At 57.5% G+C, this 21,258-nt stretch carries 19 protein-coding genes; 16 read left to right on the top strand and 3 right to left on the bottom strand.

The genetic code is table 11. From position 1 onward, the window contains the following. Window positions 1–103: 103 nt before the first annotated feature. Window positions 104–1,015: a LysR substrate-binding domain-containing protein gene (locus DET50_RS10560; RefSeq protein WP_113862819.1), complete on the bottom strand. Its 912-nt coding sequence runs from the start codon at window positions 1,013–1,015 to the stop codon at window positions 104–106. Window positions 1,016–1,113: 98 nt separating this feature from the next. Here DET50_RS10560 and DET50_RS10565 point away from each other — a divergent pair, with 98 nt between their 5' ends. Beyond that, entirely contained in the window at window positions 1,114–2,100 is a 987-nt protein-coding gene (locus tag DET50_RS10565; RefSeq protein ID WP_113862820.1) for a glutathione S-transferase family protein, read from the top strand. A gap of 119 nt (window positions 2,101–2,219) precedes the next feature. On the opposite strand, the gene ispB is transcribed toward DET50_RS10565, so the two are convergent. Continuing rightward, entirely contained in the window at window positions 2,220–3,188 is a 969-nt protein-coding gene (ispB, locus tag DET50_RS10570; protein WP_113862821.1) for an octaprenyl diphosphate synthase, read from the bottom strand. A gap of 333 nt (window positions 3,189–3,521) precedes the next feature. Between ispB and rplU the strand changes: the two genes are divergently transcribed. From rplU to proB, 4 genes are all read left to right on the top strand, one after another. Next, window positions 3,522–3,833: a 50S ribosomal protein L21 gene (gene rplU / locus DET50_RS10575; RefSeq protein ID WP_113862822.1), complete on the top strand. Its 312-nt coding sequence runs from the start codon at window positions 3,522–3,524 to the stop codon at window positions 3,831–3,833. Window positions 3,834–3,869: 36 nt separating this feature from the next. After that, window positions 3,870–4,130, top strand: coding sequence for a 50S ribosomal protein L27 (rpmA, locus tag DET50_RS10580; RefSeq protein WP_008170742.1), 261 nt, complete (start codon window positions 3,870–3,872; stop codon window positions 4,128–4,130). A 142-nt stretch (window positions 4,131–4,272) separates the two neighbouring features. Beyond that, a complete protein-coding gene (gene cgtA / locus DET50_RS10585) occupies window positions 4,273–5,469 on the top strand; it encodes an Obg family GTPase CgtA (RefSeq protein ID WP_113862823.1) in 1,197 nt (398 codons plus the stop codon). A 35-nt stretch (window positions 5,470–5,504) separates the two neighbouring features. Continuing rightward, window positions 5,505–6,629: a glutamate 5-kinase gene (gene proB, locus DET50_RS10590; protein WP_113862824.1), complete on the top strand. Its 1,125-nt coding sequence runs from the start codon at window positions 5,505–5,507 to the stop codon at window positions 6,627–6,629. Window positions 6,630–6,706: 77 nt separating this feature from the next. Here the strand turns inward: proB and rpsT are convergent, their stop codons facing one another. Beyond that, window positions 6,707–6,976 carry a 30S ribosomal protein S20 gene (rpsT, locus tag DET50_RS10595; RefSeq protein ID WP_092005741.1) on the bottom strand — a complete coding sequence of 90 codons (270 nt, stop codon included), beginning with the start codon at window positions 6,974–6,976 and terminating at the stop codon, window positions 6,707–6,709. Between the two features lie 278 nt (window positions 6,977–7,254). Here rpsT and murJ point away from each other — a divergent pair, with 278 nt between their 5' ends. From murJ to DET50_RS10650, 11 genes are all read left to right on the top strand, one after another. After that, entirely contained in the window at window positions 7,255–8,835 is a 1,581-nt protein-coding gene (gene murJ, locus DET50_RS10600) for a murein biosynthesis integral membrane protein MurJ (RefSeq protein ID WP_113862825.1), read from the top strand. Between the two features lie 82 nt (window positions 8,836–8,917). Then, window positions 8,918–9,889 carry a bifunctional riboflavin kinase/FAD synthetase gene (gene ribF / locus DET50_RS10605; protein WP_113862826.1) on the top strand — a complete coding sequence of 324 codons (972 nt, stop codon included), beginning with the start codon at window positions 8,918–8,920 and terminating at the stop codon, window positions 9,887–9,889. A gap of 65 nt (window positions 9,890–9,954) precedes the next feature. Beyond that, window positions 9,955–12,774: an isoleucine--tRNA ligase gene (gene ileS, locus DET50_RS10610; protein WP_113862827.1), complete on the top strand. Its 2,820-nt coding sequence runs from the start codon at window positions 9,955–9,957 to the stop codon at window positions 12,772–12,774. Further along, window positions 12,774–13,292: a signal peptidase II gene (gene lspA / locus DET50_RS10615; RefSeq protein WP_113862828.1), complete on the top strand. Its 519-nt coding sequence runs from the start codon at window positions 12,774–12,776 to the stop codon at window positions 13,290–13,292. Before ileS ends, lspA begins: the two co-directional genes overlap by 1 nt. 9 nt (window positions 13,293–13,301) lie before the next feature. Continuing rightward, window positions 13,302–13,754 (top strand): FKBP-type peptidyl-prolyl cis-trans isomerase, encoded by a 453-nt coding sequence (gene fkpB / locus DET50_RS10620; protein ID WP_113862829.1) that lies wholly within the window; start codon window positions 13,302–13,304, stop codon window positions 13,752–13,754. 2 nt (window positions 13,755–13,756) lie between these two features. Next, on the top strand, window positions 13,757–14,710 hold the full coding sequence (gene ispH / locus DET50_RS10625) for a 4-hydroxy-3-methylbut-2-enyl diphosphate reductase (RefSeq protein ID WP_113862830.1): 954 nt from the start codon (window positions 13,757–13,759) through the stop codon (window positions 14,708–14,710). 140 nt (window positions 14,711–14,850) lie between these two features. Beyond that, on the top strand, window positions 14,851–15,327 hold the full coding sequence (locus DET50_RS19770; protein WP_113862859.1) for a GspH/FimT family pseudopilin: 477 nt from the start codon (window positions 14,851–14,853) through the stop codon (window positions 15,325–15,327). 8 nt (window positions 15,328–15,335) lie between these two features. Next, a complete protein-coding gene (pilV, locus tag DET50_RS10635; RefSeq protein WP_181799968.1) occupies window positions 15,336–15,755 on the top strand; it encodes a type IV pilus modification protein PilV in 420 nt (139 codons plus the stop codon). Then, the gene (locus tag DET50_RS10640) at window positions 15,752–16,807 is read left to right on the top strand and encodes a PilW family protein (protein ID WP_113862832.1); all 1,056 of its coding nucleotides are present in this window, start codon (window positions 15,752–15,754) and stop codon (window positions 16,805–16,807) included. Before pilV ends, DET50_RS10640 begins: the two co-directional genes overlap by 4 nt. A gap of 18 nt (window positions 16,808–16,825) precedes the next feature. Then, window positions 16,826–17,359 carry a pilus assembly PilX family protein gene (locus tag DET50_RS10645; protein ID WP_113862833.1) on the top strand — a complete coding sequence of 178 codons (534 nt, stop codon included), beginning with the start codon at window positions 16,826–16,828 and terminating at the stop codon, window positions 17,357–17,359. Window positions 17,360–17,377: 18 nt separating this feature from the next. Beyond that, window positions 17,378–20,932, top strand: a complete 3,555-nt coding sequence (locus DET50_RS10650) for a pilus assembly protein (RefSeq protein ID WP_113862834.1) — start codon at window positions 17,378–17,380, stop codon at window positions 20,930–20,932. Window positions 20,933–21,258 lie beyond the last annotated feature (326 nt).

The following is a 21,258-nucleotide window of genomic DNA, read 5'->3' on the forward strand; positions in this document are numbered from 1 at the left end:
CACCCCCTCGGGGTCTGAAGAAGACCTTCTTCTGACCCCTTATTAACTCCCATCCCCGCGGCCACCCCCGGGGTCTGAAGAAAGCCTTCTTCTGACCCCTCATTCACTCCCTGAGCCAGGACTGAATGTCCGCGTCGTCCTGCAGCCGGTCCCAGAACCACATTAATGCCTTGCCCTGATCCTCGGCATGGCGGGCCAGGTGCAGCACGATCGGCTGGCGCGGTTCGTGAACGGCCTTCTCCACCAGGGTGCCGGCCTCAAGCTGGCTGCGGATACGGGCCTTGGGTAACCAGCCCACTCCGAGCCCGGACTCCTGGATGGCAATCTTCTGGTCGATATTGGCCACGGTCAGCGTGCGCTGGCGGTGGAATATACCGGCGTGGCCGGGAGGCAAGGACCGGGATGTATCAGCGGCCACAGCGGCCGGGTAATCGGAAATGTCCTCCTCCGATAGTGGTTCTGTGGCAACGGCGAGCGGGTGGCTGGCGGCCACGGCGAACACGAACTCCATCTCGCCCAGAATTGTGGTGGTGAAGTTGCCTGCCGGTTTGCTGAAATGATCGGCCCCCACCACCAGATCCACCCGACGACTCTGAAGCGCATCCCAGGCACCGGCAAAGACTTCCTCGACCACCTGGACGTCAACGGGGACATCGAGGGCATGGAAGTCCCGGATAGCCGAAAACAGGCACTGTGCCGGCAGCAACGAATTGAAACCGATCTTAAGCCGGGTTTCCCAGCCCTGGGCCACCTGCTTGGTGGTATGAGCCAGGTTCTCAGCGGCCTCGAGCAGGGCGCGGCCTTCCTCGAGCAGGTAGCGCCCGGCCGGGGTCAGGATGGCCCGGTGCCCGCTGCGATCATAGATGTCAACGTCCAGATCCTCTTCCAGTTTCTGGACCGTGTAGCTGATCGCTGACGGTACCCGGAACAATTCCGCTGCGGCACCGGCAAAACTGCCCTTGCGGTCAATGGCATCAAGGACTTTCAGGGCGTCTATGGTGATGGCTGTATGCATGTTCGAAATATCTGAGGTAGTTGGCCAGAAATGCTTGTTTGAGAGGGTAGCAGGCGGGGCTTTATTCTTCCTTACAAATTATTGTGAAGGAGTTGACGATGGGTCTTCTGGTTGACGGCAAATGGCACGACAAGTGGTACGACACAGACAAGACCGGCGGCAAATTCGAACGTGAAGCGGCCCGGTTCCGGAACTGGGTGACGGCAGACGGATCGCCGGGTCCCAGTGGTGAAGGTGGCTTCAAGGCAGAGAGCGGCCGGTATCACCTATATGTCTCGATGGCTTGCCCCTGGGCGCACCGGACACTGATCTTCCGCAAGCTCAAGGGGCTGGAGAAGCACATCTCCGTATCCGTGGTTCATCCGGACATGGTGGAGAACGGCTGGGAGTTCCGGCCCGATGATGATCAGCACAAGGATCACCTGCATAACTTCCGGTTCATGCACGAGGTCTACACCAAGGCAGCCCCGGATTACACCGGTCGGGTGACCGTGCCCACCTTGTGGGACAAAGAGCGGGAAACCATCGCCAGCAACGAATCCGCCGAGATCATCCGGATGTTCAATTCCGCCTTCAACGGTCTTGAGTGTGTCGATGCGGAGCTGGATTTCTACCCCGAATCACTGCGTCCGGAAATTGAGGAAGTGAACGAGAGGGTTTATCACACCGTCAACAACGGCGTGTACAAGGCCGGCTTCGCTACTGCCCAGGACAAGTACGAAGAGGCTTACCGAGCCTTGTTCGAATCCCTTGATTGGCTCGAGGAGCGATTGTCACGGCAGCGTTACCTGGTCGGGGAGCAGTTGACCGAAGCCGACTGGCGCCTGTTCACCACCCTGATCCGGTTCGATGCGGTGTATTACAGCCACTTCAAATGCAACCGTCAGCCGATCCGGGAGTTCCCGAACCTGTCCGGCTACCTGAGGGACCTGTACCAGGCTCCGGGTGTGGCGGAGACGGTAGATATCGGGCAGATCAAGCAGCACTACTACGTGAGCCAGCGCACCATCAACCCGACGCAGATCGTGCCGGTAGGGCCGGAGCTGGATTTTGACGCGCCCCACGGGCGAGCCAAACTCGGGTGATAGGGCCTAAGACGGGGTCAGATGAAAGCTTTCATCTGACCCCAATTTCAAGTTTAACCCCAGGGGCCAACCTCAGGGGTCTGATGAACACTTTCATCTGACCCCATGCTCGCGCCGGATCAATTCACCCGAGCAACAGCAACCTCGGTCAACAACTCCAGCGCCTCACGGTGCCCCGAGCTCTCCAGACCATCCAGACAAGCCCTCGCCAACTCCGCCTGCTCCCGCGCCTTCGTCATGGTGTACTCAATCGCACCAGACTCCTGCACGATCTTGAGAATCGCCGGCAAATCATCCAGCCCGCCCTTGCGAATCGCCTGACGGATCAGCTGCCGCTCCTCGTCACTGCCTTTGGCCATGGCATAAATCAGCGGCAGGGTGGTCTTGCCCTCAGCCAGATCATCACCAACGTTCTTGCCCATGGCTTCCGCATCACCCTGGTAGTCGAGCACATCATCCACCAACTGGAACGCCAACCCCAGGTGCTTGCCATAATCCCGCAACGCCTTCTCCCGGCTCTCATCCGCGCCGGCCAGCAGGGCTCCGGTGTGGGAGGCGGCCTCGAACAGCATGGCGGTCTTGTTGTGGATGACCTTCATGTACTGGTTTTCGGTGAGATCCGGGTTTTTCACGTTCATCAGCTGCATCACTTCGCCCTCGGCAATTACGGCCGTGGCGTGGGACAGTACATCCATGATGGCAAGGCTTTTCAGCTCCACCATCATCTCGAACGCACGGGCATAGAGGAAATCACCGACCAGCACGCTCGGCGCGTTGCCCCACTTGGCGTTGGCGGTGCTGCGGCCCCGGCGCAGGTCGGAGGTATCGACCACGTCATCATGGAGCAGGGTGGCGGTGTGCAGGAACTCGATCACGGCGGCGAGCTTGAGGTGATCGTCCTCGCCGTAGCCCAGCGCGCGGCTGGAGAGCAGGACCAACAGGGGCCTGAGCCGTTTTCCGCCGCTTTCAATGATGTATTGGGCGATTTTCTCCACCAGGGGGACGTCCGAGGCAAGCCGCTGGATGATCAGGTCATTGACGCGGCTGAAGTCATCCGCCACGGTGTCGTAGATACGCTGGGCTGTCATGGGGCTTGAGGGTCCCTTGCTGGTGTTTCTGTTGATATTTCGGGCAGGTCGCCGCAATGCTAGGTATTGCCGGGTATGGTGTCAACGTTAAGACGGGGTCAGAAGAAAGCTTTCTTCTGACCCCAAGTTTGACCTGGCCTCAGGGGTCTGATGAAAGCCTTCATCTGACCCCGTCTTCATGCCCCACTCCAGACTTGCCTGTCTCCCCATCTTCCCGTATAATCACGCGCCCAACTCATCCCAACCTGCGCTCCCTGCTATAGGGTTGCCAGAGCGCTTCCCTTAGAACCAGGTGGATAAGAGCAGGGATGGGTCAATCGCGGAGACTAGTGAATGTACGCAGTTATTGTTAGCGGTGGTAAGCAGCACCGTGTAAAGGAAGGCGAAACTCTGAAGCTGGAAAAGCTGGAAGTTGAAACCGGTGGCACCGTCGATTTCGATCGTGTTCTGCTGGTAGCCGATGGCGACAACGTTAAAGTTGGCGCTCCGGTAGTAGACGGCGCCAAGGTTACCGCTGAAGTGGTCAGCCACGGCCGTCACGACAAGGTTCAGATCATCAAGTTCCGTCGTCGTAAGCATCACATGAAGCGTCAGGGCCACCGTCAGTGGTTTACTGAAGTCAAGATCACGGGTATCAAGGGCTGAGGCTCTCGAATTACCCCTTAAATAAGGAGGCTGGTAATGGCTCATAAAAAGGCAGCAGGTAGTACCCGTAACGGTCGCGATTCCGAGTCGAAACGACTTGGTGTGAAGCGCTTTGGCGGTGAGACCGTATCTGCAGGCAGCATCATCATCCGTCAGCGTGGCACTCGTTTCCACGCTGGTAGCAATGTTGGCATTGGCAAGGACCACACCCTGTTTGCGAAAGCAGACGGCCAGGTGAAGTTCGAAACCAAAGGCCCGCAGAGCCGTAAGTTCGTGAGCATCGTTCCGGCTGCGTAAGCAGCGGCGATCCGGTTCTGCAGAACCTTGGATGGTTCTGATTTCCTGATATAGTCAGAAGTCAGAGTCATCCGGAGCCCCGCAAAGCTTCCTTGAGGCTGCGGGGCTTTTTAGTTTATGCGCAACGCGCAAAGGGTTGATCATGAAATTTGTAGATGAAGCCACCATCATTGTGGAGGCCGGCAAGGGCGGGCACGGTTGCCTGAGTTTCCGGCGCGAGAAATACGTTCCCAAGGGTGGCCCCGACGGCGGTGACGGCGGGGACGGTGGCTCCGTCTATCTGGAGGCGGACGGATCACTGAACACTCTGATCGATTACCGCTTCCAGCGTAAATACAAGGCCCAGAACGGTGAGCCAGGCTCCGGTCGCAACTGCACCGGCACCAAGGGTGAAGACCTGGTGCTGCCGGTACCGGTGGGTACCACGGTTGTGGACATGGATACCCATGAGGTCCTGGGGGATCTGACCCGGGAAGGTCAGCGCCTGAAGGTTGCCCAGGCCGGCTTCCACGGTCTGGGTAATACCCGGTTCAAGTCCTCGGTCAACCGCGCTCCGCGCCAGACAACCAAGGGGTCCGAAGGCGAAGCTCGTAACCTGCGCCTGGAGCTCAAGGTGCTGGCCGATGTCGGGTTGTTGGGTATGCCCAATGCTGGCAAGTCCACCTTCATCCGTTCGGTTTCGGCCGCGCGGCCCAAGGTGGCGGATTATCCGTTCACCACGCTGGTGCCGAATCTGGGTGTGGTTAGTGTTCAGGCTCATCAAAGCTTCGTCATCGCGGATATCCCGGGTCTGATCGAAGGAGCCGCAGAAGGGGCAGGGTTAGGTATCCGCTTCCTGAAACACCTGGTACGTACCCGTCTGTTGCTGCACCTGGTGGATGTGGCCCCCTATGATGGTTCGTCGCCCGCGGAGGCAGTCCGGGCCATCGCCCACGAACTGGAGAAGTTCAGTGAAACCCTGGCCAATCGCCCGCGCTGGCTGGTGTTGAACAAGGTCGACATGATCGCGGAAGAGGATCGTGATGCCCATTGCCAGGCCATCATCGACGAGCTTGGATGGGAAGGTCCCGTGTTCCGGATCTCCGCGATCACCGGAGAGGGCACAAAGCCCCTGGTTCAGGCAGTGATGCGCTGGATCGAGGATCAGGCCCAGGAAGAAGCCGAGAATCCGGAGTTTGCCGAAGAAGAGGCTGCTCGCCGTCAACGGATGGATGAAGAGGCCCGGGCTAAGATTGAGGCGGACCGCAAGGCTCGCCGTGCCGCCAGGCAGGACGAGGACGATGACGACGATTTTGACGACGATGATTACGACGTTGAAATCGTGTATGCGCCGGAATAAACCGACAACACCATCAAGAGACTGACTCACGCATCATGAGTGAACGTGCCCAGTTGCGCCAGGCCCGCCGCCTGGTCATCAAAATCGGAAGTGCCCTGCTGACCAATGACGGCAAGGGGCTTGATGAGGTGGCCCTGGAGCTCTGGGTGGATCAGATTGCCGGTCTGATTGCCGATGGTGTCGAGGTGGTTATCGTCTCGTCCGGTGCGGTGGCAGTGGGTATGAGCCGGCTAGGCTGGGTGAAACGCCCGGACCAGCTGCACGAGCTGCAGGCTGCCGCCGCGGTCGGGCAAATGGGGTTGGTGCAGTCCTGGGAAGCTCAGTTCAAGCGACACGATATCCATACCGCCCAGATCCTGCTTACCCACGACGACCTGTCTGACCGCAAGCGCTACCTCAATGGCCGCAGTACGCTCCGTGCTTTGCTGGATGTCGGCGTCATTCCCATCGTCAACGAGAACGACACCGTGGTCACTGACGAAATCCGTTTCGGTGACAACGACACTCTCGGTGCTCTGGTGGCAAATCTGATCGAGGCGGACGGGCTGATCATTCTCACCGATCAGCTCGGTCTGTTTGACAAGGATCCCCGTAAGCATGAGGACGCCAGCCTGGTTGCCGAGCGCAAGGCCAGTGATCACGAGTTGGATGCCATGGCCGGTGGTGGTGCTGGCGCTTTGGGTCGGGGCGGTATGCAGACCAAGCTGCGGGCGGCGCGATTGGCGGCTCGTTCCGGTGCTTTCACGGTAATTGTTGGTGGTCGGATCGAAGGTGTGATGACCCGGCTGCGCCAGGGTGATGTGATTGGTACCTTGCTGTTACCAGAGCAGGGCAGGGTGGCCGCGCGCAAGCAGTGGATTGCTGGGCACCTGCAGACCCGTGGCAAGCTGACCCTGGACGAGGGCGCGGTGCGGGTATTGTGTCTGGGTGGTCGCAGTCTTCTGCCGGTGGGTGTGAAGAGTGTCAGCGGGCAGTTCCGGCGTGGTGAGATGGTGTCCTGTGTCGATGAAAGCGGCCGGGAGGTTGCCCGTGGGCTGGTGAACTACGATGCCGACGAGGCGCGTGCCATTGCTGGTCGCCCCAGTCAGCGGATCACCGAAGTGCTTGGCTATGTCTCTGATGATGAAATGATTCACCGGGATAATCTGGTTATCATCTGATTTTTCACTTCCTTGGCTTTCATTCAGGCACAAAAAAACCGGCTCGAAAGCCGGTTTTTTTCCGCTCTGGAGATCGCTTACGCGCTCTTCAGTGCCTTGATCTTGGCATTCAGGCGAGCCTTGTGACGGGCTACCTTGCTCTTGGCGAAGATGCCTTTGTTGACCATGCTGTCCATAACAGGCTGTGCCTGCTGGAAAGCGGCCTGGGCTTCTTCGTAGTTGCCAGCTTCAATCTTGGCCTGGACCTTCTTCATGTAGGTACGCGCCATGGAACGCAGGCTGGCGTTGTGCTTGCGGTTCTTCTCGTTCTGACGAGCGCGCTTTTTGGCTTGCGGGGAATTTGCCACCGTAAAACTCCTGAAAATCTGAAATTCGTTACTGAATGAACTCGAGTGAATTCATGATGAATTCGTACATCGCAGGCGCGCCAACAACCAGCGCGTCGAAATAAATGACGCGGAACTATGCCGCTGAACTCCCGAAATGTCAAGACTAAAACCCATTTCATGCGCTGTTGCCGCGGCCCTGTGCTAAACTCGCCGCTCGCTGACCGGAGCTGTACAGGCGTTCCGCCCGTGTGCGTAATTTCCGGTATAAACGGACCCTTTAGCTGAACAGAGCCAGAATGTCGTCGGAACCGGATTCCTCTGCCCCCAAAACCCCCGAGGTCGCCTCCCCCGGATTGCTCCGTTCCTCCGGTGTGGTCGGGGTGATGACCATGTTGTCCCGGGTGCTGGGGCTGGTCCGGGATATGGTGATTGCCCGTTACTTCGGCGCGGGCGCCGGCGCAGATGCCTTCTTCGTCGCGTTCAAGATCCCCAACTTCCTGCGGCGCCTGTTCGCCGAGGGGGCGTTCTCGCAGGCGTTTGTGCCGGTTTTGTCCTCGTATCGAGAGACTCAGGACATTTCCGAGGTGAAGCGGTTGGTGAGTGCGGTGGCCGGTTCCCTGGGGCTGGTGTTGCTGGGCGTCACTCTGGTAGCCATGCTCGGCTCGCCGGTACTGACCGCGATATTTGCCCCGGGCTTCCTGGATGATGATGTGAAGTTTGCGCTGACCAGCGACATGCTCCGCATCACGTTTCCTTATCTTTTGCTGATTTCGTTAACAGCTTTTGCCGGCGGCATCCTCAACAGCTACGACCGCTTCGCGGTGCCGGCCTTCACGCCGGTGCTCCTGAACCTGGCGATGATCGGCGCGGCAATCTGGCTATCCCCGGTGATGTCCGAGCCAGTCATGGCGCTGGCCTGGGGCGTGTTCATCGCCGGTGCGCTACAACTGTTCTTCCAGTTGCCCTTCCTGATGCAGCTCGGGCTGATGCCCCGCCCGAAGGTGGATTACCGGCACGAGGGGGTGCGGAGGATTCTCAAGCTGATGGCGCCGGCGCTGTTTGGCGTCTCGGTCAGCCAGATCAACCTGTTGCTCGATACCGTGCTGGCGTCGTTCCTGCAGACCGGCAGTGTCTCCTGGCTTTATTACTCGGACCGGCTGTCCGAGCTGCCCCTGGGCGTTTTCGGGATCGCCATTGCCACCGTTATCCTGCCGAGTCTGTCCCGCAAGCACGCCGCCGCCTCCGCGGACCAGTTTGCGGCGACCCTGGATTGGGCGGTGCGGGCGGTCCTTCTGATCGGTTTACCCGCGGCGTTGGCGCTGGCGCTTCTGGCCGAGCCACTGATCGCCACTTTGTTCCATTACGGCGAAGTGACCGACCGGGATGTCGCCATGTCCGCCCAGAGCCTGCGGGCCTATTCGGCCGGTCTGCTGGCGTTCATGCTGATCAAGGTGCTGGCGCCGGGCTTCTTCGCCCGGGAAGATACCGCAACGCCGGTAAAGATCGGGGTCATCGCCATGGTGGCCAACATGGCCTTTAATCTGGCGCTGATTGTGCCGCTGGCCCATGCCGGACTGGCCCTGGCGACGTCATTGTCCGCCTGGCTCAACGGTTTCCTGCTCTGGAGAGGCCTGCGCAAGGAAGGTGCCTGGCGGAGCCAGCCGGGCTGGCCGGTCTTCCTGGCGCGACTGCTGTTTGCCAACGCCGCACTGGCGGCGATCATCCTCTGGCTCAAGGCGCCGGTGGCAGACTGGCTTGCCGCCGGGGGCCTGGTTCGGGCTCGAGACATGGCGATTCTTGTGGGCGCCGGCGTCGGGGTGTATTTCGTCGCGTTGGCGGTAGCAGGTGTCCGGGTAAGACATTTTCGCCAGAGGTAAGGTATAATCGCGCGTTTTCTCACCAGTGCTCCTGTCGCGCAGGAGCGTTGAAAGCCAGCTGGCAACTGAAGGTTCGCATTGCATGCGTCTGATTCGAGGCCTGACCAACCTGAAGCTGCTCTCGCGCCGGGCGGATTCGCCGTTGGCGCAGGGGTGTGTGGCAACCATTGGTAACTTTGATGGTGTTCACCTGGGCCACAAGACCATTATCGATCAGGTCCGGAGCAAGGCCCGGGAGCTGGGCGTGCCTTCGTTGGTGATGGTGTTCGAGCCCCAGCCCCGTGAATTTTTCCAGGGCGAGGAGGCACCCCCGCGTTTGATGGGATTCCGCCAGAAGTTTGAAGCTTTGTTGGCTGAAGGTATCGATATCGTTCTGTGCCTGCGGTTCAACCAGGCCTTTCGCAGCTATTCCGCCATGGGCTTCATCGAGGATGTTCTGATCGAAGGCCTCGGCGTTCGCCACCTGGTGGTCGGAGACGATTTCCGTTTTGGCTGCGATCGCGCCGGCGACTTTGGGTTGCTGCAGAAAGTCGGGCAGGACTCGGGGTTTACCGTCGAGAACACCCGAACGGTGACCCTGGATGGTGAGCGAGTGAGCAGTACCCGTGTCCGTGACCAGCTCACCGTCAATGGTCTGGAAAAAGCGGAAGTGCTGCTCGGTCATCCGTACCGTATCCGGGGACGAGTGGTTTACGGGCGCCAACTGGGCCGACAGATCGGTGCGCCCACCGCCAATATCCTGCTGCACCGGATGCCCGCCTTGCGCGGCGTTTACGTGGTGAGCGGCAGGCTCGACGATGGCAGCGTTTACGATGGCGTGGCCAACATCGGTATCCGGCCAACGGTGGACGGCAAACGGCCGTCACTGGAAGTGCACCTGTTTGACTTTGCTGGCACACTTTATGGCCAGCATCTGGAAGTCGTCTTCCGCCACGGCCTGCGGGACGAAGAGAAATTTGATTCCGTAGACGCCCTGAAAGACCAGATCGCGCGGGACATGGACAACGCCCGGGCCTGGCTCCGGGCCCACGGTTCGGCCCGCAGCACGCATTGAAAGCACGGGCACGAACCCCAAAAGTTTACTGACCAACACTGACCAGAAGAGTACGCACAGAAACCATGAGCGACTACAAGCATACCCTGAATCTGCCGGAAACCGCCTTTCCCATGCGCGGTAACCTGGCCAAGCGCGAGCCGGACATGCTCAAGCGCTGGCAGGACCTCGATGTCTACGGCACCCTGCGCAAGCAGCGTGAAGGCCGGGACAAGTTCATCCTGCACGACGGCCCTCCCTACGCCAACGGCAGCATTCACATCGGTCATGCGGTCAACAAGATTCTCAAGGACATGATCGTCAAGTCCCACAGTTTCAAGGGCTATGACGCGCCTTACGTGCCCGGCTGGGACTGCCACGGCCTGCCCATCGAACACAAGGTGGAGCAGGAAATCGGCAAGGCCGGCGTCAAGGTGGACTACAAGACCTTCCGCCAGGCCTGCCGGGACTATGCCACCAAGCAGATCGAGGGTCAGAAGGCCGACTTTATCCGCCTGGGCGTGATGGGTGAGTGGGACAAGCCCTACCTCACCATGGATCCCAAGGTGGAAGCCGGCATCGTCCGTGCCCTGGGCAAGATCGTGGCCAAGGGCCACCTGGTGCGTGGTTACAAGCCCGTCTACTGGAGTGTGGTAGGTCAGTCCGCACTGGCAGAGGCGGAGGTCGAGTACCAGGACAAGACTTCAACCCAGATTGATGTGCGTTTCACTGCGGTTGATCCGGCCCGTGCGCTGGAGCTGTTCGGCACCGACAAAGGCGAGGGTGATGTCTCCGTGGTGATCTGGACCACCACCCCCTGGACCATTCCCGCCAACCAGGCGGTATCTCTGGGTGCGGACCTGGAGTATGCCCTGGTGCAGGTGGATGTCGGTCAGGGACCGGAGCGCCTGATCCTTGCCAACGAAATGGTCGAGGGCATCATGGCCCGCTGGGGTGTGGAAGATTACCAGGTGCTGGCGACCGTTGCCGGCTCGGCACTGGAAAAGCTGGAGTTGCACCACCCGATCTACGACAAGCAGGTGCCGGTGGTCCTGGGCGATCACGTCTCCACCGATGCCGGTACCGGTGCGGTTCACACTGCCCCGGACCACGGTATGGAAGACTTCGAGGTGGGCAAGGAATACGGCATTGGCACCCTGAATCTGGTCAAGGCCGACGGCACCTACACCGAAGCCGCCGGTGAATTTGCCGGTGTGCACGTCTACAAGGCCGATGAACCCGTGTGTTCTGCCCTGGAGCGGGAAGGCAAGCTGGTCCGTTCCGAGAAGTTCAGCCACAGCTACCCGCACTGCTGGCGGACCAAGACCCCGCTGATCTACCGGGCCACCCCGCAGTGGTTCATAAGCATGGACAAGCACAACCTGCGCGCCGACGCCCTGGAAGCCATCAAGGGTGTGCGCTGGGTGCCGGGCTGGGGCCAGAACCGCATCGAAGCCATGTTCGAGCAGAGCCCGGACTGGTGTATCTCACGTCAGCGTACCTGGGGTGTGCCGATTACCCTGTTCATCCACAAGGAAACCCAGGAGCTGCATCCGGACACCCAGAGCCTGATCGAGAAGGTCGCCCAGGCCGTTGAGACCGGTGGCATTGATGCCTGGTACGAGCTGGACCAGAACGAACTGTTGGGCAGCGACGCCGACCAGTACGAGAAGGTGCTCGACACTCTCGATGTCTGGTTCGATTCCGGTGTCACCCACGACTCCGTTCTGCGCGTACGCAAGGAGCTGGGCCAGTTCCCGGCGGACATGTACCTGGAAGGCTCCGATCAGCATCGTGGCTGGTTCCAGTCCTCCCTGAAGACCTCCATCGCCATGAATGGCGTGGCACCGTACAAGCAGGTGCTGACCCACGGCTTCACCGTCGATGGCAAGGGCCGCAAGATGTCCAAGTCCCTGGGCAACGTCATTGCGCCCCAGGAAGTCATGAACGAGCTGGGTGCGGATATCCTGCGCCTGTGGGTGGCGGCCACCGATTACAGTGGTGAGATGACCGTCTCCAAGGACATCCTGCGCCAGACCGCCGACGGCTACCGCCGTATCCGGAACACCGCGCGCTTCCTGCTGAGCAACCTGAACGGGTTTGATCCCGCCCAGCACATGGTGGCGCAGGAAGACATGATTGCCCTGGACCGCTGGATGGTGGACAAGGCCCTGCAGCTGCAGAAGGAGCTGGACGAGGACTATGGTAACTACGCCTTCCTGCGCATCTACCAGAAGGTTTACAACTTCTGCGAGGCGACCCTGGGCGGCTTCTATCTGGACATCATCAAGGACCGCCAGTACACCACCCAGGCCGACAGCCTGGCCAGGCGCTCCTGCCAGACTGCGCTTTACCACGTGGCCGAGACCCTGGTGCGCTGGATCGCGCCGATCCTGAGCTTCACCGCCGACGAGATCTGGCAGCATCTGCCCGGCGAGCGCGGCGAAACCGTGTTCTATGAAACCTGGTACGAGGGTCTGACCGAACTGCCGGAGGACTTCGAACTGGGCCGGGACTACTGGCGCGAGATCTACAGCGTCAAGGAAGCGGTCAACAAGTGCCTGGAGGAGGCCCGTGGCCGCGGCGAGATCAAGGGCTCACTGAGTGCCGAAGTGACCCTGTACTGCGAGGGCGAGCTGGCCGAGCACCTGAAACACCTGGGCGAGGAGTTGCGTTTCGTGCTGATCACTTCCGAGGCGACCGTCAAGCCGGTGGCCGAGGCCGAAGGTGCAGAACAGACGGGCCACGAGGGCCTGCTGGTGAAAGTCACCCCGGCGAGCCACGCCAAATGCGAGCGCTGCTGGCACCACCGCGAAGACGTAGGTCGCAACGCCAAGTACGACGACCTGTGCGGCCGCTGCGTCAGCAACGTGGAAGGCCCCGGCGAAAGCCGATCCTTTGCCTGATGGAAGCTGCCATGACGGATAAGGCCATGGGCTCGAAACTGAAATGGCTGTGGCTGGCGGCGCTGGTCATTCTCATTGACCTGGGCACCAAGGCCATGGCCAGTGCCATGCTCACCTACGGTGACCCGGTGCCGGTGATGCCCATGTTCAACCTGACGCTGCTGCACAATACCGGCGCTGCGTTCAGCTTCCTGGCCCAGGCCGATGGCTGGCAGCGCTGGTTCTTCGTGACCCTGGCGTTGGTGGTCAGCGTGGTGCTGGTGAGCTGGCTGCGTAAATTGCAGCCCAATGAAACCTGGACCGCCGTCGCCATCGTACTCATCCTTGGCGGCGCCCTCGGTAACGTCTATGACCGGGTGGTGCACGGCTATGTGGTGGATTTCCTGCATTTCTACTGGCAGGAATGGCACTTCCCCGCATTCAACCTGGCCGATACTGCGATTACCATCGGCGCCGGCATGATGATCCTGGATATATTCCGCAAACCCGCCGACGGCGGGGATGTCGAAAAGAAGTGAACGACACTCATGAAAGATTTGCCCGTAGACAAGGGAACCCGCGTAAAACTCCACTTCGCCCTCAAGATCAAGGGCGGCGATGTGGTGGATTCCACCTTCGAGAAAGAGCCTGCCACGCTCGAGATCGGTGACGAGAACCTGCCGGAAAACTTCGAGGCCCTGATGATGGGCATGAAGGCCGGTGACCGCCAGACCTTCGAGGTTTCCCCGGAAAAAGCCTTCGGCCAGCACAACCCCAACAACCTCCAGACCTTCAAACGGCACGAATTCAGTGCCGACATGGTGCTGGAACCGGGCGTGGTGGTGTCCTTCGCCGATGCGCGCCAGCAGGAGCTGCCGGGTGTGATCAGCCGGGTGGAAGGAGATGAAGTCGAAGTGGACTTCAACCATCCGCTGGCAGGGCGTACACTGGAATTCGAAGTTGAAATCCTCGATGTGGAACCGGCTGGACAGACGCACTGATTATGCAAATCCGACTCGCTAACCCCCGTGGCTTCTGCGCCGGCGTCGACCGCGCCATCGAAATCGTCAACCGGGCACTGGATGTGTTCGGTGCCCCGATCTACGTGCGCCACGAAGTGGTCCACAACAAATTCGTGGTGGACAACCTCCGCAACCGCGGCGCGGTGTTCGTGGACGAGTTGGACGAAGTGCCCGACGACACCCTGGTGATTTTCAGCGCCCACGGCGTCTCCCAGGCCGTACAGAACGAAGCTGCCCGCCGCGGTCTCAAGGTATTCGACGCCACCTGCCCGCTGGTCACCAAGGTGCACCTGGAAGTCATGCGCTACAGCCGCGACGGCCGCGAGTGCATCCTGATCGGCCACCACGGCCACCCGGAAGTGGAAGGCACCATGGGCCAGTACGATCACAGCAACGGCGGTGAGATCTACCTGGTGGAGAACGAGGAAGACGTCGCCAGGCTGGAGGTGAAAGATCCGTCCCGCCTGTCCTACGTGACCCAGACCACCCTCTCCATGGACGACACCGCCCGCGTCATCGACGCCCTGCGCGCCAAGTTCCCCGAGATCCAGGGCCCCCGCAAGGACGACATCTGCTACGCCACCCAGAACCGCCAGGACGCCGTCAAACAACTGGCCGGCGACTGCGATTTGATGCTGGTGGTGGGCTCCCCCAACAGCTCCAACTCCAACCGCCTGCGCGAACTGGCCGAGCGCATGGGCACGCCGGCGTACCTGATCGACGAAGCCTCCCAGATCGAGCCGCAGTGGCTGGAAGGCAAAACCGATATTGGTGTGACCGCCGGTGCCTCCGCTCCGGAAGTACTGGTGAATGAGGTGATCGCCCGGCTGAAGGAGCTGGGTGGTGAAGAGCCTCAGGAGGTTGCCGGGCGTGAGGAGAACATTGTGTTCTCCATGCCCAGGGAGCTTCGGATTGATGCGGTCGAGGTTGAGTGACCTCGGCCTCGTTTGATCCTCGTCACACTATTTTCCCCCTCCTCACCGTTCATCTCCTGTAAAAGTCCGCTTATCGCCGGGGCGTGGAAGCTCTGGTGAACGTTGGTTAATGTGCAGATACGTCATAATGGAAGTGGTTTATGTCTGAAGTGACTAATAAAAGCGCCAGCGCAGGCTTTACCCTGATCGAACTAATGATCGTGATAGCGTTGATCGCTATTGTCGCCACAATAGCAGTGCCGTCTTTCAGTCGATTGGTTGAGAGTAACAGGCTAACTGCAGCCACTAACGATCTGGTTGGTGTGATCAATTTGGCTCGAAGCGAGGCAATACGATATGGGCAGACAGTGACTGTGTCTCCGAGAACAGTAGATGGTACGTCAGCGTTCGAAAATGGTGCTGAGGTTTCTGTCGGATCTACACAGCTTCGTGTTACCCCTCCCCCGGGGCCAGGGATTTCCGTAAGTAATGTCGGTGCTTTCACCTTCAGGGGAAATGGCTTGGCTAATACGACCCTCGCTTTGAAAATCTGTGGCTCTGCACCAGATGGTAGAGAGATTCAGGTATCCCTCGGAGGACAGGTGAGAGTGGTCAGTGACGGTATTTCATGCCCGTGAGGAATCCTATGTTTATCACTGAAGTTAACCGGAAATCTCCGAAGAGGGCGAGTGGATTCAGCCTCATTGAGGTTTTGATTGCGGTTGTCATTCTCGCAATAGGTTTACTTGGTGTAGCCGCGGTCCAGGTTGTTTCTCTGCAGCAGACAAACAATTCCTACTTGCAGACCAAAGCCAACCTGCACGCCCAGAATATAGCTGAACGGATTCGATTAAATGGCGGCAACTCGCTTTCCACAAGTGAAGTTTCGGAAGTCGAGGCAGAAGTAGAAGAGAGTCTGGGAAGTGACGCCACCGTTCAAACGGCCCTCAACGGTTCTTTGGCAACTATTACCTTGACCTGGGAAGAGAAAGTGCCGGCATCTCAGGAGTCAGACGGGACTGAAACCAGAACATTTGTAGTAGAAGCGAGAGTGGCTCCCCTATGAAGATTGAGTCGAGGAATAAGCAGCTCGGATTATCAATCGTTGAGCTAATGATTGCACTTTTGCTGGCATCTTTGCTGTCGGTCGGGTTGGTTCAGATTTTTACGAGCAATAGTCAGACCTCAAGGGTGAACGAAGCCAGTGCCAGAGTGCAGGAATCTGGCCGGCTGGCATCAGATATTATGGCCAGAGTTATTCGTAACTCCGCGTACTGGGGATGTACCAATCAGGTAAGGATCAACCTGATGCTTAACGACGATGGATCCGTAGATCTGAGCAACTTTACCACTGGTGTTGACGTTGCCTTCAATGTGGCGTCGGGAAATACCTGGGGGGCTGTGCCGGGATCTGATGTTTTGTTTCTGGGTGGAGTTAACACCAACGCTGCCCTTCGAACCACAGACCAGACGCCAGTTAATAGTGCAACAATTTTCACCGGTGTGGACCCGAGGGACTATGTTGATGAAGGCGATATTCTCCTGATCAGCGATTGTCGATTTGGCGATATCTTTCAGGCGACGCAAGTTCAAAACAATGCAATTGTTGCTAATACTGGCGGCTCCACTAGTCCCGGCAACGCGACTCAGACCCAAAGTGAGTACCCGTCAGGTGCAACGGTGTTCCGGCCACAAAGAAATGCGTTTTACGTTAGGGAGAACGACGGGCTGAGATCTTTGACGTTGAACCCGATGATTGTTTCTGCCACCTCAGGCGTCGTTGGGAGCCTTTCTGGCGCGGAAGAATTGGTCAGTGAGGTTTGGAATATGCAAGTGCGGTTAGGGGTAAGGGCGGGTTCAACTCCGCCAAATGATTCAATCGTCGGGAGTTGGGAAACTTCCTGGGCAAGCATAAGCAATGAAGAGGATGTTATCGCTATCCAGATAAGCCTGCTTGCTCGGTCTCCTCAGGATAATGTGGTCGACCAACCCCAGGATCTCTGTTTTCCTGGATGGTTGGATTGCGATACCGATCCGACTTTGCTGACGACTATGCCGGATCGACGTCTGTATCGTGAGTTTACTCTGACAACAGGCATTCGCAGTCGTCTGCAGTGATTGAGAGGAGATAAATGCATGATCGTGAATAGACATGGCCAAAAAGGCGCTGTACTCCTGATATCACTGATAATTTTGTTGGTGCTCTCGATTCTTGCAGTTTCCGGGATGCAAGGCAGTCTTATGCAGGAAAGGATGGCTGGTGCGCAGTCTGAGGGTATAGCTGCCCTGGAGGCGGCTGAAGAAGGGATAAGGTTCGGTGAGCGCTGGGTCAAAAACAATGCTCTGACCTTAACGTCTTTCGACGGAACCAACGGGCTGTATGACATTCGGGTTGAGAGCGAAAGAGCACCCAGCCCTTATGACGAGTCCACCTGGGAGTCTTCGAAGGTGATGTCGGCGGACCCTGTTGATGGTATTACCCCTTTGTTTTTCGTTGAGTATCTGGGAGAGGGGTATTCGGAAGATCAGCTAACCGAGGGCGTTATCGGCGGATATAACCACGAAAGTGGGGCCGCCGATATCCATGCGTTCAGGCTGGTTGCGCGGGCCGAGGGCCCCTCCGGACGGGCTCGCCGTATGATCGAAGTTTACTTTACCAAGCAAATTTGATTTTTGGGAGACAATGCTATGCGCCGGATAAAATCAAAGTTAACGGCATTTGCTGCTGGTTTTTGTCTTTCGCTCTCGACCGCGCAGGCCGTGGAGATTGCGGAGTCCCCCCTATTTGTCACCAATACGGCTGAACCCAATATTCTCTTTATTCTCGATGACTCGGGTTCGATGAGATGGGGGTTCGTACCGGACGGGTTGGTGGATGATATTTCGGTTGATCTCAACCCGGTGCAGAAATCAGATGATGAGACTCTTTGTCCCGGTCGCGGCACATATGCTGGTGTCCAAACCTGCATCTTTCCTGTCGAAGGCAAGAAGGCGGCGCTTTCTCACACCACAAACCCCCTGTATTACAACCCTGGCAAGATATACACGCCCCCAATGAAGGGGGATGGAACCCGATATCCGAATGCGAATTACACAAATGCCAAGATCGATGGCTACGATTCCAGTAATGCAGATGCGATCACGGTTAACCTGTCGGATGATTATCGCGCGATTATGGATCCGTTTTATCGGTACTTGGACTTCTGCGAAGGGTATTTAGGGGAGAGTGGGAATTGTGATAAGGAGTCTGGAGTCTATCGGGGGTTTGTTATTGGGGCGACAACAACTACTGCAGATGGCAAGAGTGGAGATGCCGGCTTTTACTTTGATTTCACTGGAGGTGATAGCTGTAGCTCGGCGCCGTTCCCCGATAGTTGCTTTAGTGAAGCCTTATCTCCCTCTACTGACGCTGAAAAGCAGAACTTCGCCAACTGGTTTTCCTATTACCGAACCCGCCAGCTGTTGAGCAAAGCTGGTGTTACCTCGGCCTTTATTGATCAATCAGAGAACATGCGGGTTGGTTATGGCGCTATCAATGAGAGTGGCACGATTGTCCGCGGCGTAAAGCCTTTCTCCGGAGATTCCCGTGGCCAGTTTTTCCAGTGGCTTCACGGAACTGATGCTGTTGGCGGTACCTATTTGCGAAGCGCTTTGCAGGATGCCGGGAACTATTACAGCCGTAGCCTGGACGCAACGGACAATCCATGGAGAACGGATACTGAAAGTCAGGAAAATCCGGAGTATGTGGAATGTCGCCAGAGTTTCACTATTCTCATGACGGATGGGTATTGGGACCAAAAGGATGACGATCTTGAGGCGGTGGGCGACCAGGATGGTACCGAAGGTCTTTCGTTAACAGGCCCCAGTGGTCGCAGTTATAAGTATGTTCCAGCCGATCCTTTCCAGGCGGATGCTGAGAATACGCTGGCTGATGTGGCCATGAGGTTCTGGAAGAACGATTTGCAGACAAATATTGTCAATCGTGTACCGACATCCGATCAGAACCCTGCTTTTTGGCAACACATGAACACCTATGGTGTGGGACTCGGAGTATCAGGAACCGTCGATCCTAAAGATGCTTATGATGCCATCTCCATAAGCTCTGCGATTGCTTGGCCGGATCCTACTGCACAGGACGCTCAAAAGAGCGCGAAGATCGATGACCTTCTTCATGCTTCAGTGAACTCGCGAGGTAGATTTTTCAGTGCTGCCGATCCCACGACGTTTGGTGACGAGTTGGCCGAGACAATTGGGCAGATCACTGAGGCTGTGGGTAGCGCCTCTGGCATAACCTTTGACACTGCAACACTGGAAGAGGACTCTTTAATGTTCTCGGCCCGGTTTGATTCCAGTCATTGGCAAGGTGATCTGGACGCGCGTCCGCTTATCTACAACCCCGGAGACACCGAGCCGACGGTGGGCAATCGTGTTTGGTCTGCAGCAGAAAAATTGGATGCGGGAGTTCCGGATGATCGCGTCATCATTACCTACAGCGGAAGTGTCGGTACGCCTTTCCGCTGGGGAAGCCTGAATGCGAGTCAGCAGGCTGATCTCGCCTTTGGTGCGCAGACTGCGGAGGAAATCCCAGTTCTGGGAGGGGACAGGCTATCCTACGTGCGAGGAGACCGTTCAAAGGAGGGTGATGACTTCCGAGTGCGTGCGAGCAGGCTGGGAGACATTGTCCACTCTACACCTGTCCGGGTTGCCAGGCCTGCGAGTGTTTGGCCGGACACTGAACAGTTTGGAGCGGTCACCAATCGATACTCTGATTTCAGAGCGGCAAAGGCTGATCGCACCCCGATAATCTATGTAGGTGCAAACGATGGTATGCTTCACGGCTTCAAAGCCACTGAGGACGGTGGTCAGGAACTGTTGGCTTATGTTCCGGCTTCTGTATACTCCAGTGCACCTTCCGAAGGTTTACACCACCTGACAAGTCTTGGGTATTCCCATCAATACTACGTCGATTTGTCACCATTAGTGACCGATGTGTTCACCAAGGGCAGAAGCGCCGATGGTACGGTGACCTCCAGCCGTGACTGGAGGACGGTATTGTTTGGAGGGCTGAGAGCTGGCGGCCGAGGAGTTTTTGCTCTCGATGTGACAGATCCTGCGAGTTTCTCGGAAAGTAATGCTGAGCAGCTCGCTCTCTGGGAGTTTTCCTATAATTCTGCCGATTCTCGGAAACACCTAGGATACAGTATTCAGCCACCGCAAGTTGCCCTGGCCGACTGGGGCGGTAATCAATCCGATTACCGTTGGACTGCGTTCATATCGAACGGGTATAACTCAGACACTGAAAGTACTGGCTTCTTTATGTTGGATATCGAAGGCGGCATCGACGGAGCCTGGGTTGAGGGTACAGATTTCAAATACATCGAGTTTTCAACTAGTGGTGGGGGACTATCCCCCCTAACACTATACGACTCCAACAGCGACAAGATTGTCGACAGGGTTTATGCCGGTGATACCGTTGGTAGATTGTGGTCCGCTGCAAAGACCAACCAAGGGTGGGGTGGTGCGCACATTAGTAGTAATAGCCTCGTTCCGCTATTCACCACTCCTGATGTAGGTAGTCCCGCAGCCAAACAGCCCATTACAGCTGCGCCTATGGTTATCCCGAATGCTGGCCAGAAGCCGGCAAGCAATCAGGGGCCGGATGTCTACGTGATTTTTGGTACCGGGAAGTATCTTGGATTAGGAGATATCTCAGATAATCGGCAACAGGCCTTATATGCGGTTAGAGATGTTGGTACCGGTGGTCGAACAATAACTGATTTAGGTGAGCGCCAGCTCAACGAGTATCAGAACTATCAGGACAGCGGCTTTGATATACTGTTGTCGGAGGCGCCCACAACTTCTTCTTCCGATGATAATGGCTGGTATGTGGACCTGTTTGAACAAGGGGAGAGGATTTACCTCACACCTCAGGTTCGTGGCGAATATATTTTTACGACCAGCATCATCCCCTCAACTAACCCATGTCTAGCAGGCGGTGAGAGTAGAATTATGGCATTCGGTTTGGACGGGTATACGCCTAATAAAGCTGTGTTTCGTTCATTACCCTTTGCGGCGTCGGCATTCAAGAAGATAGATGGTATTGCTAATCCGGCCGCATTTCTTGGAGATTTCATGTTCACACCGACCTCGGGAGGTGGTGAACCTGATGTCGAAGGAGTCGATGTTGGCAATGTTTCTGACGAGCTTGGCCGGCAAGGATGGCAAGAGCTAATTGAAGACTGAGCAGTAGCTCAACTCTGGATAGGTAAGGTCTTATGTTTAAGGTTTTATTGCTCGCATGTTTGATGGCCGGCTCGGTAAGTGCGCTGGCGCAGGATGCGAAATCGGCAGGGCCCGGTGTCGTAACGTCAATAGATTCTCAGGGGCGAGAGCTTATTGTTGGGCAGGAGATCTATATACTGCCGGCTGAAGTCAAGCTAAACGGTGTGCTTGTGTCTCGTTCAAAAGTAGCCCGGCTGATTGGCCCTGGAGACGAGGTATCGGTTGATGTCGAGAACGGTCGATACGTCAACGAGATACACGCTCGCCTTCAATAATTAATGTGGCTA

Origin of the sequence: Marinobacter pelagius (genome assembly GCF_003315345.1) — a bacterium.
Taxonomy (GTDB): Bacteria; Pseudomonadota; Gammaproteobacteria; order Pseudomonadales; family Oleiphilaceae; genus Marinobacter; species Marinobacter pelagius_A.

Bases quoted from the DNA above. Each gene is read 5' to 3' on its own strand.
- DET50_RS10560 (WP_113862819.1), bottom strand. From the start codon at position 1,015: ATGCATACAGCCATCACCATAGACGCCCTGAAAGTCCTTGATGCCATT.
- DET50_RS10565 (WP_113862820.1), top strand. From the start codon at position 1,114: ATGGGTCTTCTGGTTGACGGCAAATGGCACGACAAGTGGTACGACACA.
- ispB (WP_113862821.1), bottom strand. From the start codon at position 3,188: ATGACAGCCCAGCGTATCTACGACACCGTGGCGGATGACTTCAGCCGC.
- rplU (WP_113862822.1), top strand. From the start codon at position 3,522: ATGTACGCAGTTATTGTTAGCGGTGGTAAGCAGCACCGTGTAAAGGAA.
- rpmA (WP_008170742.1), top strand. From the start codon at position 3,870: ATGGCTCATAAAAAGGCAGCAGGTAGTACCCGTAACGGTCGCGATTCC.
- cgtA (WP_113862823.1), top strand. From the start codon at position 4,273: ATGAAATTTGTAGATGAAGCCACCATCATTGTGGAGGCCGGCAAGGGC.
- proB (WP_113862824.1), top strand. From the start codon at position 5,505: ATGAGTGAACGTGCCCAGTTGCGCCAGGCCCGCCGCCTGGTCATCAAA.
- murJ (WP_113862825.1), top strand. From the start codon at position 7,255: ATGTCGTCGGAACCGGATTCCTCTGCCCCCAAAACCCCCGAGGTCGCC.
- ribF (WP_113862826.1), top strand. From the start codon at position 8,918: ATGCGTCTGATTCGAGGCCTGACCAACCTGAAGCTGCTCTCGCGCCGG.
- ileS (WP_113862827.1), top strand. From the start codon at position 9,955: ATGAGCGACTACAAGCATACCCTGAATCTGCCGGAAACCGCCTTTCCC.
- lspA (WP_113862828.1), top strand. From the start codon at position 12,774: ATGGAAGCTGCCATGACGGATAAGGCCATGGGCTCGAAACTGAAATGG.
- fkpB (WP_113862829.1), top strand. From the start codon at position 13,302: ATGAAAGATTTGCCCGTAGACAAGGGAACCCGCGTAAAACTCCACTTC.
- ispH (WP_113862830.1), top strand. From the start codon at position 13,757: ATGCAAATCCGACTCGCTAACCCCCGTGGCTTCTGCGCCGGCGTCGAC.
- DET50_RS19770 (WP_113862859.1), top strand. From the start codon at position 14,851: ATGTCTGAAGTGACTAATAAAAGCGCCAGCGCAGGCTTTACCCTGATC.
- pilV (WP_181799968.1), top strand. From the start codon at position 15,336: ATGTTTATCACTGAAGTTAACCGGAAATCTCCGAAGAGGGCGAGTGGA.
- DET50_RS10640 (WP_113862832.1), top strand. From the start codon at position 15,752: ATGAAGATTGAGTCGAGGAATAAGCAGCTCGGATTATCAATCGTTGAG.
- DET50_RS10645 (WP_113862833.1), top strand. From the start codon at position 16,826: ATGATCGTGAATAGACATGGCCAAAAAGGCGCTGTACTCCTGATATCA.
- DET50_RS10650 (WP_113862834.1), top strand. From the start codon at position 17,378: ATGCGCCGGATAAAATCAAAGTTAACGGCATTTGCTGCTGGTTTTTGT.